Source organism: Cellulosilyticum sp. WCF-2 (genome assembly GCF_003990395.1).
Taxonomy (GTDB): Bacteria; Bacillota; Clostridia; order Lachnospirales; family Cellulosilyticaceae; genus Cellulosilyticum; species Cellulosilyticum lentocellum.
The window spans coordinates 2,278,521-2,290,951 of record NZ_CP034675.1 but is presented as its reverse complement, the minus strand read 5'-3'; the positions used below and the strand labels follow the sequence as shown (position 1 = coordinate 2,290,951).

Here is a 12,431-nt window from a genome sequence, read left to right as displayed (position 1 = left end):
AAGGAATGTCGCTCATCTCACAACATCCCTTTTGTTTTTATGAATCTCTTAGTATATCTCTACTTTATAAACAAATAGAATCTCTCATAAATGCCACATCCTCAGTCTCAAGTGTAATATTACCTGCTAAAGCATTTTCTTCTATTTGTTCTAATTTTCTAGCACCACACAATACGTTCATATTATTGCTTTGTGCTGCCACCCAGGCAATAGCTAAATTTCCAAGCGTACAACCATATTTATCACAAAGTGGTACCCAAGAATCCACACCATCTACAATCTTACTTAAATTCTCTTGCTTGTACCACTTCTTACCGTCTCTTGAGCTACCTAACTCTGGTACATAATCCTTACGAATCTTTCCTGTTAACAAACCTTGTTCCAGTGGTGAATAAGCTTGAAAAGTAACACCATACTTTTCGGCAGCTGGTAAAATTTCTTTTTCAATACGTCTATCAATTAAGCTATACTTTTCTTGAATAATATCTAGCTCACCGTATCTTATATACTCTTCAATATGCCAAGCAGACATATTAGACCCACCAATAGCTCTAATTTTACCTGCTTTTTTAAGTGCCATTAAGGCTTCCATTGTTTCCTCTATAGGCACAATGAAAGGCTCTACACTTTGCCAGTGAGTAAATAAGATATCTATATAATCAGTACCTAAGCGCTTTAAGCTTTGATCTACAGAGTCAATAATAGCTTGTTTTGTTAAGTTTTTATAGACATCAAAACCATCTCTGGAGAAATAATAGCTTCCTACAGTTCGGTCGAACATTAAACCACATTTTGTTGATAAAACCACTTGGTTACGTACAGGCTTAATCGCCTTTCCTACTACTTCTTCACTATGACCAAATCCATATACTGGTGCTGTATCTACAAGGTTAATTCCTTTATCTACTGCCGTGCGAATGGTTTTTATAGATTCATTATCATCATTAGTTCCCCACCAAGAACCACCACCTATAGCCCAGGTTCCTAAAGCTATTTTAGATACTTCTAAATCAGAATGTCCTATCTTCATCGTTTGCATTTTGTCTCTCCTTTTAGTATCTATTATTTTACTATCATCTTATATAATATCAAATAAATAATCAATAGTTTATAAATAACAAAAAAGATTAACAAAAAGGAAGAATACAGGCTTGTATGCCTCATATTCTTCCTTTTCTACTATTTACTAGCGTCTCTAACTAATATAAGTCTTCACACACCAACCAATGGTGCCATCTGCTAATTTCACCTTATACCAATCTCCTAATACAGATAATATCGTAACCTTTGTTCCTTTAGCTAACTTAGCTACGATAGGTCTATCTGTTCTAGCTCCTGCTCTAATATTAAGGCTCGTCGCATTAACTGTACCTTGTTTTGGAAAACTGCTAGTATTTGTTGTACTACCAGCTGTATTGCCATTATTGGTTGTACTTTGACTGGCATCTACCTTGATATACGCTGCACTTGCCCAACCCACTGTGCCGTTAGACAACTTTACTTTATACCAATCCCCTAAAATACTTAGGATAGTAACCTTAGTTCCACTACTTACTTTTGCAACAACTGGTCTATCTGTTCTAGCACCAGATCTAATATTTAAAGTTGTTGCAGATACAACACCTGTTTTTCCCACAGCATTAGGATTTACATTGCTGCTAGAAGAACCTGAACCCGTACCATTTTCAGTATTACTATTACCATTGTTACTACTGTTTCCTCCAGAACCTGTATTTCCTGTACCTGTCACTGGGTTTGCTTTGTAATAATTGCTAATTTTATCTTTGCTTCCCATACGATTACTCAAAAGATCTCTCAAACTAAAGTAAATACTGCCCTCAACTTGGGTATACTTTTCATTGACAGCTAATTGCGTATCAATTTGAGTTGCCACTACATCACGATAAATACCTTGTCCAATATATAGCTTAGTAGAAGTACCTACTACTTGATTAGACCACCATTTCACTAAAGTTTCATAATCTGCTTTAGCATGACCTGTTTCCCAATAGATTTGAGGTGTAATGTAATCTAGCCAACCATTTTGAATCCAGGTTCTTGCATCAGCGTATACCGAATAATACGCTTCATTACCTGATGTTGCTGAGCCTAAAGGATCAGAAGTATTATTCTTCCAAATACCTGCTGGGCTAATACCAAAACTGATATTCTTTCCTGAAGAACGATTAATCGCTTTAATAGCATAGCTTACACGAGATACCATATCATTAACTGCTTGGCGTCTATGATTAGCTACGGTGCCATCTTTGCTTTCACCTGCTGGAAGTGGATACGAAGATGGGTAAAAATAATCATCAAAATGAATCCCATCTACATTATAGTTTGTAGCAATTTCTTTGACTGTATCTACAATATGTACTTTAACTTCTTCTAACTCCGGATTATAGTAGAGTGCATTATTATAACTAAATAACCAAGAAGGATTTAAGCGAGCTGGATGATTAATTGCTAAAGCATTAACATCTGTGCCACTGGTTGTTACACGATAAGGATTTAACCATGCATGAAGTTCCATTCCTCTTTTATGTGCTTCTTCTATCATAAAAGCTAATGGGTCATAGCCTGGATCTTGCCCTTGCGTGCCTGTTAATACGTCTGACCAAGGATTAATATGAGACTTATATAAGGCATCAGCTTTTGGCCTTACTTGTATAAAAACAGCATTAATACCTATGGCTTTTAACTGATCTAATTTTGTGGTGAACTCATCTTTTTGAGCACTTATATTATTTTTAGTGCTTGGATAATCTAAATTATAAACTGTCGATATCCAAACCCCTCTTAATTGTTTACTTTGTGTTTGTGCTAGTGCATTCACACTAAACATACTCACTATGAGCATAAACACAGTGAATACTGAGACTACTTTTTTCACTTTCTTTCCTCCTTTGGCGATATTCTAGCTTTTTTTAGGTTTTTCTTCTTTAAATTATAAAGGGACTCCCACAATTTGTAAATGTTTGTCATCTATTTGTTATGTAGTTATGATGTTTAGCTTCTAAATGTTACAAAACTGAAAGAAAACTGTCACCAAAATCCTATAGTTTAGCTGTTCATTTAGCTTTATAATAAATCTATAAATAAAAGAAAGGAGCTTATTACTATGAAATATATTAAAAATCTATTTAAAGGTATGCTCATTCTTCTACTTGTATTAACTATTAGTGGCATAGGCTATGGTTACTCTGCTTATCATCGCACTATTAATGCCTATCCCATAAAAGAAACAATCGTAGCACTTCAAAATAGTGAGAACTATACACACTTTGATGAAATTAGCCCTACTTTTCTTGATGCCATCGTGGCCATTGAGGACCATCGTTTTTATAAGCATGGTGCTGTAGACCTTATTAGTCTTGGCCGTGCACTCATTACTAATGTAGTCTGTGGTAACATTGAGCAAGGCGGCAGTACCATCACTCAGCAACTAGCCAAAAATCTCTTTTTAGATAAAACACAAACTTTAGAACGTAAGCTCAAGGAAATGTTTATCGCTTATGAATTAGAGAATCTTTATAGTAAAGAAGAAATTCTCGAACTTTATGTCAATGCCATTTATTATGGAGATGGCAATACAGGTATTACTATGGCTAGTCAAAATTACTTTAATAAAACACCTAAAGAGCTTACTTTCGATGAAGCCACTTTATTAGCAGGACTTCCTCAAGCGCCTTCAGCTTATGCACTTAGTAACCATTATGATGCTGCATTAAAAAGACAATCACAAGTTATTACTGCACTTGTTGCCTTTTCTGATGATTATAATCATCTTACTGATGCCAATATGCCTTAACACCCAAAAATGTTCACCTATATTTGGACAATTTATGGGTATTTTTTTGTAAATAATTATGGCATTTAATGCAATTGACTATTTATACTAAATATTCTAATATATTATTATGTTTAATTTTTAATATTTAAGGAGTTTTAATGTGATATCTCAAAATCTCGAAGCCATAACAAGCTACTTATGGCGTCAATCCTCAGAACGTATTAATCATCTTTTGGCAACTGAAACCGGCTTCAATATTAGTGACTACTATTATCTTCTAGCTATTCATAACATGAAGCATCCCAATTTTGGAGATGTGGCAGACGCTTTATCTCTCACTAAACCAGCTATTTCTGCACTTATAAAAAGACTTCAAAAGCACCAGCTTATCGAAAAGGTTCAATCAGAAGAAGATAAACGTGTGTACTATCTTCAATTAACCACAAAGGGAAAAGAAATCGTAGAGGGCGATTACCAAATTTATTCCCATATTGAATCACTTATTTCGTCTAGTGTTAGTTCAGACCAACTTCAAGCACTAGATTGTTTATTAGAGGTCGTTATTTCTTTAATTCGTACTTCCCAAGAGCAAAACTAGACCCACTAAAAGGGCTAAGTCTATTCATGTTACTGCAATAGACTTAGCCCTTTTGCTTAATCTGCCTTTAATATTTCTTCTATATAAGCTCTATTCTTCTCAAGCAGGGGGGATTTAGCTATTAAGATATAAATATCTTTAATTTCTCTAATCCACTTATGGATATGCGCTTCTGTCTGCCTATAACTTGCTAATCGATATTTAATATCTGTCTCAGCCTTTATGCTCCATTCAGTTTTACCCTCCTTGGCTATTTGCTGATTTATAAAAGCAAATAACTGTTCTTTTAAGGCTTCTAAATTCAAATGAAGCTCTACATACTCCGGTAGCCTTACTTCTTCTCTTTTATGATTAATGGTATATTCATCACTCCAAAGTTCTAGTTGTCCTATGAGTTCTTCAAGTTTCCTCACATCTCCTTCAAATTCCTCATATTCTGCTTGTATGATGTCATTATCCCTCATGCTTTTCTCCTTAATTACCTATGATTTTCTATTTATTCTTCTTTTGTAGCACTTTTCTTACGCTTTTTTACACACTCGGTAAGTAAATATTCTATTTGTCCATTAATCGAGCGAAAGTCATCTTCTGCCCAAGCTGCTAGCTCATTCCAAAGACCTGGTGACAATCTCAGTAGAACCTGTTTTTTTTCTTTTTCTTTCGCTTTGCTGTCCATATCCTCTAGGTCCTTTCTATATATGATTTCTAATAGATCGTACCACTATTAACGATTGGCTGTGCATCTTTATTCCCACAAAGTACCACAAGTAAATTACTTACCATAGCAGCCTTACGTTCTTCGTCTAGCTCTACCACACTATTCTCATTAAGTTGTTTAAGTGCCATCTCTACCATGCCTACCGCACCTTCAACAATTTTTTGTCTTGCTGCAATAATTGCTACTGCTTGCTGTCTTTGAAGCATAGCTGAAGCAATTTCTGGTGCGTAAGATAAATGAGTGATGCGTACTTCTAAAATCTCAATACCTGCAATATTAACTTTTTCTTGAAGCTCTTTTTTCATAATGTCAGCTACTTCTTGACTACTGCCACGCAAAGATTTTTCATCACTACCTTCTGTTTCTGCGCCATCATAAGGATAGCATCTTGCTACATTACGAATCACAGAATCACATTGAGTAGAAATATAATTTTTGTAATTGTCTACGTTAAAGACAGCCTGTGCTGAATTTCTAACCTGCCAAATAACAATTGCACCTATTTCAATAGGATTTCCTAATTCATCATTTACTTTTTGCTTTTTATTTTCTAATGTAGTCGCTTTAAGAGATACTTTTTTACTCCCCGTTTCAATCCCTTGAATATTAATATCATTAGCTCCTTGAGCTGTAGCTACTTGAACCCCTGATTTAACAGTTGGATTAATACTTGTGCAGAATGGATTTACCCAATAAAATCCTTCTTTTTTTAATGTACCCTGATACTGTCCAAATAATGTAAGTACTAATGCTTCATTAGGATTGATTACCTTAAGTCCTGCAAATAGAAAGAAGGTTGAAATAAAGCCAATACCTGCTACAATGCAAATAGTAACTGTTAATGCTACAGAAACTTTCGCAAGAAAGCCTATACTTAATGGAAATGCAGCTATGCAGATAACCATTAATAATAAAGTTCCCAATAACATTCCCATCCCACTTTTGGTTTTCATTTCTTTTTCATCATATATTTTCTTCTTATCCTCCATCACATTCACTCCTCAGCTTTTTATACTTTTGATATCATTCTAATATCATATTAATATGATATCATTTTCTATTACCAAGTCAATGTACTTTATAAAAATTTAATAAATAACCCAAATTCAATTTTATCTGATATTCAAACTTCCAAATTTAATTTTTTGAATCTGGTTTTTCTTTATGCTACAATTAGTCTATAGATATGTTTAAACATTATTGATTACTAGAAATGAGGGCCAATCGATGCAGACCACACATCATTATCAAGATTTTTTAGCCATACTAAAAGAAGAATTAGTCCCAGCAATGGGATGTACAGAACCTATTGCCCTAGCTTTTGCTGCTGCTAAAGCTAGAGAAGTATTAGGTGATTTTCCTGACCATGTAATTGCCAAATGTAGTGGTAACATTATTAAGAACGTTAAATGCGTTACTATTCCTAATACAGACGATTTAGTAGGTATAGAAGCCAGTGTTGTTATGGGTATTGTGGCTGGTGACGCTTCAAAAGAAATGGAAGTTTTATCATCTGCTACACCCAAGCAACTTACTAAGGTAAAGCAACTCTTATCAGAAGACTTTTGTAAAGTAGAGCTTTTAGAAAGTCCATTACAACTCCATATCCAACTGGAAGTCTTTAAAGATGATCAGCAAGTGATGCTAGAAATTAAACATAGTCATATCCATATCACTCAGATTATAAAAAACGGAGAACTTCTTTATAGCGGTGAAGATTCTGATGATAAATATTTAGGAACTTTTACGGACCGTAGCATTTTAAGCTTAAAAGCTATTAAAACTTTTGCAGATACAGTTAACCTAGAAGATGTTGCGCCTCTTATGGATTTACAAATAGCTTATAATATGGCGATTGCTAAGGAAGGGTTAAAAGGCTATTACGGTCTAGGCATTGGCAAAGTCATTTTAGAGTCTTATTCTAGAGGTATTGTAACAGACATAAAAGCTTATACTTCTGCTGCTTCTGAAGCACGTATGAGCGGCTGTGTCCTTCCTGTTATTATTAATTCAGGTAGCGGTAATCAAGGCTTAACCTCTTCTATTCCAGTTGTAGTGTATGCAAAGGAAAAGGGCATCTCTAAGGAAAAGCTTTATCGTGCTCTAGTCTTTTCTAACCTTCTAACCATTCATCAAAAGACGTTTATTGGTAGATTATCTGCTTTTTGTGGTGCTGTTTCAGCTTCCTGTGCAAGTGGCGCTGCCATCACTTATCTAGAGCGTGGCAGTATGGAACAAATTCAAAAAACCATAGTAAATACCTTAGCTAATATCTCTGGTATTATTTGTGATGGTGCTAAAGCCTCTTGTGCCTCTAAGATTGCCTCTAGTTTAGATGCTGCTATGATGGCTCATTATTTAGCCATGCAAAATAAGGCTTATGCACCTTTTACAGGTATTGTTCAAGATGGTATTGAAGAAACCATTAGCTGTGTAGGTTATATTGGTAAAGAAGGAATGAAACAAACTGATTTAGAAATCTTAAAAATTATGATTAGCTAATCATCTCTTTAAACACCTTGTCTTATAATAAATAGCTATTTTAATAAACAGAAAAAGAAGTTATCCTTTGATTTTAAAGGATAACTTCTTTTTCTGTTTATCTACTAATAAAAGCCTCACATAAAGTATCTTCACAAGCACAACAGGCTGTACTTGTACTACTAATAGGCACATATTCCGCTCTGCATTTCTCGTTAGCATTGTAAACACATTGAGTTGCACTACATTTAATCTGAACCACTTCTTCTGGTTCTTTTGCACAATTGCTAGCTACATATTCGCCTTCATTAAAACTTTCACAACAAGTTGCTTCTTTATTAGTTGCACCTTCTTTTCCTACATGAATATAATCTAACGAACAATAATTGCATTCATTATAAGAGCAATTCTTAACATCACATTTTAAAGTTGGCATCTGTATTCTCCTTTTAAATAGAAATCCTTCTATACTATTTTGGAGACTTTTTGCCGTATTTATTCTTATTTTTATGAACACAAATCATTTTAAATTTATATTTTTTTCGTTCTTACTAATAGCATAGCAATTATTACTGTAATCAGCTCTGTAATAGGCATTACTAACCAAATTCCTGTAACCCCTAACCATATTGGTAATATAAATACTAAAATCACACAAATAACAATTCCTCTTAAAAGGCAAATAATCAAAGATATCTTAGGTCTTAAGACAGATTGAAAATAGGTACTATAAAAGATATTTAAGCTCATCATTAAGAAGGCCACAAAATAAAGTCTTATAGCATCTCTGGCTAAAGTCAAAATTTCTGAGGTTGGATTAACAAATAACGTAACTGTTATATCTGGGTACAATGCCCCTAATAAAAAGATGACTAGTCCAATAACAAAAGCTGTTATAGCCCCTAATCTTCTTACATTTGCCACACGTTCTAACTGCCTAGCACCATAGTTAGTAGCCATAATAGGCTGTGCTCCCTGTGATACCCCATTAAACAGTGACATGGCTACAATAGCACTATTAGCAATAATACTATATACAACCACACCTACTTCTCCTATATATTTAAGAAGCTGTAGGTTGAAAAGCAGTACGACAATACCACTGGCAATTTCTATTAAAAAGCTTGGTAAACCACTATGGAGAATTCTCCTCATAATCTCCCAGTTCCACTTTTCTTTCATAAGCTTCATTTTATTATGATGTGATAAAAAGTGAGTCAGCAAAATACCAACTGAAAGTGTAGACCCTAAAACAGTTGCTATAGCGCCTCCTGCCATGCCCATATTGAAATCAAAAATAAAAATATAATCTAGTATAATATTGGTTACACCACCTGTAATAACAGCTACCATTGCTGTTTTCGGTGCACCGTCATTTCTTACAAAAGCTTGTAATAAACTAGAAAATACAAATATCGGGCAAAAGTTCACTAAATACTTACCATAACTTGTAAATAGTATTATATTTTCTTTCGTACAGCCTAAGGCATAACCTAAAGGTTCTAAAAAAATACTCCCGATCACCATATAAAGAATGGCTATCACACTACTTGCTATAACCGAATGTGTAAAATACCTGTTTGCTAATTTTCTATCACCACTCCCATTAGCTACCGACATGAGAACTGCGCCACCTACACCTAATAGTAAACCTGTTCCAAAAAACAAGTTAAACACAGGTAAAATTAAATTAAGAGCAGCTATACCTCTAGGGCCAACACCTTTTCCAATCATAATGGTATCTGCTAGTACATAAATAGAAGTGACTAAGGTTGCACTAATAGATGGCAATAAGTATTTAAAAAATAGCTTTCGTGTATCTTCATGAAGTAAATCCATAAGCCTTATTCCTCCTAATAAAATCAACTCAATTCTTTCGTACATTCGTACGACAAGATTCACTTTATCATACCGCCTAACCTATGTCAATCTTAATCATACAGCATAACAATTACCTTATGAACTACTAAAGATACCTCTATACTAGTTTCATCCAGTAACAATTGAAGTGCAATACCATCAATAATGGCTAGCAGTAAGCTGGCACTTAATAAGTGCTCCTTATCTTGTGCTTTAATTTCTCCATAAAGATATTCTGCAAATTGTATTCTCCACAAATGATATTTTTCTTTCATTTTTTTTAACATAATTGTATTACCAGAAAAAGCTTCTCCCATCAGATAATAATCCAGTTTCATAAAATACTCACTTGATGTCATTTGCTGAAAAACATTTTCTAATGCTACTTTTTTTTCTTCCAAGGTATTACATTTAAAAGCTTCTTGTAGTAATAAGTCTTGCTTTTCGGTAGTCATCTCAAAAATATCAAATAGTAATTCTTCCTTACTCGGATAATGATAAGTAAAAGTTCCCACACTAATTCCTGCTGCTTTAGCTATGTCACGAACAGAAGTTTCTTTTATTCCTTTTTGCAGAATCAAGTTAAAAGCTGCGTCTATAATTTTCTGCTTTCCTTTTTTCATTCATGTTGCTCCTTTTATTTTAATCCTAGTCCGTCTTATTATATCATTTTACCTATCAATTCATATCATTCATTTATGTTAAAAGACTTCTAGCCATTTTATTTAAAATCAGCTAGAAGTCTTCTTTATACTACTTTACATTATATTTAATCATTTCTTGATTGAGACGTTTCACTATTTCTCTATTAGCTTTTGTTAATTTCTCTGCCATTTTCATATTGCCTTCTAGATACTCTATACTATGAGTAACCGTTGCAATTTCTGAATTATTTTCTTCTGAAGTAGCAGCAATAGTATCTATCGCCTCTTGTACACCTTCAATGGCACTAAATAAACTATTTGTTTTGACCTCCAAGTCACACATACTTTTTTCAATGCTCTCCATATTTTTGGTATAGAACTTGCTTGTATTTGCAAATTCATTATACTCTTCTAATATATGATGATTAATAAAAGCAAGCATTTGTTTAGCCATTTCTGCTAAATCTTCCGTAATCATAATAATATGCTCACTGACTACCTGTATCTCTGTAGCCGCATTTTTAGAATAAGCGGCTAACTGACTGATCTCTCCTGCAACTATTGCAAAACCTTTACCAGCTTCTCCGGCCCTTGCAGCTTCAATACTAGCATTTAGTGCCAGCAAATTAGTCTGCGCAGATATCCCCAGTATATTATTGGTTAGAACTTTTATTTCCTCAATTTCTTTAGCTTGTTCTAGTTTTTTTACAAGAACTTCGTTAATGTGTGTAGAAGTCTTTTCTGCCAATAACTTTGAATCTGTTATCTTTTGATTTAAGTCTTCTGTTTTCTGATAAACACTTTTAATTAATGCAGTATTTTCCTCTGTTAAAGATACTAAACCTTCTGTGGTAGAACGTACATTACCTGTGGATACCTGCACTTTCTCTAAAGAACTTGCCAGGCCTTCTGTAGCACGATTCATTTCATTCATCATCATAGCAATACGAGCTACTTCATCACTAGATTGAACCATAGCCTGTGTCATTCGCTGTGTACTGCTATCTAGCTGCGTGGAAGAGTCTATTACCTCTGTTATGGTGAGTTTAGTTTTATCTAACATAGCATTTAAACTGTCTGCTATTACTTCAAACTCATCTCCTGTATGAATATCTACAGTTTTTGTTAAATCACCATCGCTAAATACCACATCACAAATCTTATTATTAACTATTCTTAAATTCTTTCCTATTTGACGTACAATCAGTAAAGCAACTCCAATGGAAAGTAAAATACAAATAACTGATCCTATTAATATATATTTAATAAGATTTTGTAATTCACTACGGATAGTAGCAATTTCACAATCAACACCTACTATTCCAACTACTGCTTGTTGACTATTATAAATAGGTGCATATGCTGTGAAATAAGTCCCCCACTTATCACTCGTTATCTCTTGGTCTACCGTTACATGACCTTCTAAGGCTTCAAGTAGTTCTGGATAAGCTTCATAAGCATCACCGATTAATGCTTTCGTGTCTGCATCATCTGCATCCACTACAAATTGAACATAGGTTCCATCTAAAGGCTTCATGGTATAAATATAGGTTATCTTTTTATCTTCCAAAAAATCTCTTAAACAAGTTAAGATTTCTATGTAAGCCTCTGAATCTTCTTCCCCTATTTGAATACCATCATGAATATCCCCATCAATTTGCTTAGCAATCACTTTAGCGATTTCCATCATGTGAGACTTATTGGTCCCGATTAAATAATTAGACATAGTCTTATAAGAAATCATGCTTATCATTAAAATAGTAATCATACACAAGACAATTATGGCGATTAAAAGTTTTTTTTCAACGCCTATTTTTCTTGTCTTCACCTCTTACCAGCTCCTTTATTTACCATTCTCATTTATCAATATAATTATTATATCAAATTCAATAAAATTTTAATACTCTAAAAATTCGTATACAAAAAGAGTATTACCCAACCTTGATTTAGCTAGGTAATACTCTTTTTCGGTTCATTAATAATGTTTCTATCTATAGTGCTTTATCACCATGCTCTGCTGTTCTAATACGAATACAATCGACAACATCATATACAAAAATTTTGCCATCTCCAAACTCACCTGATTGTGTAACTGAAATAATAAGTTTAATCATTTCATCTAAACGCTCATCTGGAATAATAAGTTTAACTTCTACCTTAGGTAAGGTATTAACAATAATCTCATTAGCACGAACATGCTCCGTATAACCATATTGATTACCACACCCATAAATCTGATTAATGGTCATTCCTGGAATATTTGCTTTTAATAAAGCCTCTTTAAGTTGCTCTAAATTTTCTGGCCTAATAATGGCTTCAATTTTTTTCATCATC

At 33.8% G+C, this 12,431-nt stretch carries 13 protein-coding genes; 3 read left to right on the top strand and 10 right to left on the bottom strand.

Annotated features, from left to right (window positions below):
* Positions 1-64: 64 nt before the first annotated feature.
* Positions 65-1,039, bottom strand: coding sequence for an aldo/keto reductase (locus EKH84_RS10240; protein ID WP_127066209.1), 975 nt, complete (start codon positions 1,037-1,039; stop codon positions 65-67).
* Between the two features lie 156 nt (positions 1,040-1,195).
* Positions 1,196-2,896: a family 10 glycosylhydrolase gene (locus EKH84_RS10235; protein ID WP_127066208.1), complete on the bottom strand. Its 1,701-nt coding sequence runs from the start codon at positions 2,894-2,896 to the stop codon at positions 1,196-1,198.
* 228 nt (positions 2,897-3,124) lie between these two features.
* On the opposite strand from EKH84_RS10235, the gene EKH84_RS10230 reads away from it, so the two are divergent.
* Both EKH84_RS10230 and EKH84_RS10225 read left to right on the top strand, forming a co-directional pair.
* Complete coding sequence (locus EKH84_RS10230; RefSeq protein ID WP_127066207.1) at positions 3,125-3,814, top strand: transglycosylase domain-containing protein; 690 nt, start codon at positions 3,125-3,127, stop codon at positions 3,812-3,814.
* Positions 3,815-3,956: 142 nt separating this feature from the next.
* Positions 3,957-4,394, top strand: coding sequence for a MarR family winged helix-turn-helix transcriptional regulator (locus EKH84_RS10225; protein ID WP_127066206.1), 438 nt, complete (start codon positions 3,957-3,959; stop codon positions 4,392-4,394).
* Positions 4,395-4,450: 56 nt separating this feature from the next.
* Here EKH84_RS10225 and EKH84_RS10220 read toward each other — a convergent pair whose 3' ends face one another.
* The 3 genes from EKH84_RS10220 to EKH84_RS10210 are packed head-to-tail and all read right to left on the bottom strand — an operon-like array spanning position 4,451 to position 6,101.
* Complete coding sequence (locus EKH84_RS10220; RefSeq protein WP_127066205.1) at positions 4,451-4,858, bottom strand: hypothetical protein; 408 nt, start codon at positions 4,856-4,858, stop codon at positions 4,451-4,453.
* A gap of 32 nt (positions 4,859-4,890) precedes the next feature.
* Positions 4,891-5,070, bottom strand: coding sequence for a hypothetical protein (locus EKH84_RS10215; protein ID WP_013656558.1), 180 nt, complete (start codon positions 5,068-5,070; stop codon positions 4,891-4,893).
* Positions 5,071-5,099: 29 nt separating this feature from the next.
* On the bottom strand, positions 5,100-6,101 hold the full coding sequence (locus EKH84_RS10210; RefSeq protein WP_127066204.1) for an SPFH domain-containing protein: 1,002 nt from the start codon (positions 6,099-6,101) through the stop codon (positions 5,100-5,102).
* 238 nt (positions 6,102-6,339) lie between these two features.
* Between EKH84_RS10210 and EKH84_RS10205 the strand changes: the two genes are divergently transcribed.
* Complete coding sequence (locus EKH84_RS10205) at positions 6,340-7,614, top strand: L-cysteine desulfidase family protein (protein ID WP_127066203.1); 1,275 nt, start codon at positions 6,340-6,342, stop codon at positions 7,612-7,614.
* 97 nt (positions 7,615-7,711) lie between these two features.
* Here EKH84_RS10205 and EKH84_RS10200 read toward each other — a convergent pair whose 3' ends face one another.
* From EKH84_RS10200 to EKH84_RS10180, 5 genes are all read right to left on the bottom strand, one after another.
* Positions 7,712-8,029 (bottom strand): DUF1540 domain-containing protein, encoded by a 318-nt coding sequence (locus EKH84_RS10200; RefSeq protein WP_127066202.1) that lies wholly within the window; start codon positions 8,027-8,029, stop codon positions 7,712-7,714.
* Positions 8,030-8,124: 95 nt separating this feature from the next.
* On the bottom strand, positions 8,125-9,432 hold the full coding sequence (locus tag EKH84_RS10195) for an MATE family efflux transporter (protein WP_127066201.1): 1,308 nt from the start codon (positions 9,430-9,432) through the stop codon (positions 8,125-8,127).
* A 92-nt stretch (positions 9,433-9,524) separates the two neighbouring features.
* Complete coding sequence (locus EKH84_RS10190; protein WP_127066200.1) at positions 9,525-10,076, bottom strand: TetR/AcrR family transcriptional regulator; 552 nt, start codon at positions 10,074-10,076, stop codon at positions 9,525-9,527.
* A gap of 130 nt (positions 10,077-10,206) precedes the next feature.
* Complete coding sequence (locus EKH84_RS10185; protein ID WP_127066199.1) at positions 10,207-11,925, bottom strand: methyl-accepting chemotaxis protein; 1,719 nt, start codon at positions 11,923-11,925, stop codon at positions 10,207-10,209.
* 163 nt (positions 11,926-12,088) lie between these two features.
* Positions 12,089-12,427 (bottom strand): P-II family nitrogen regulator, encoded by a 339-nt coding sequence (locus EKH84_RS10180; protein WP_041712938.1) that lies wholly within the window; start codon positions 12,425-12,427, stop codon positions 12,089-12,091.
* Between the last annotated feature and the right edge of the window lie 4 nt (positions 12,428-12,431).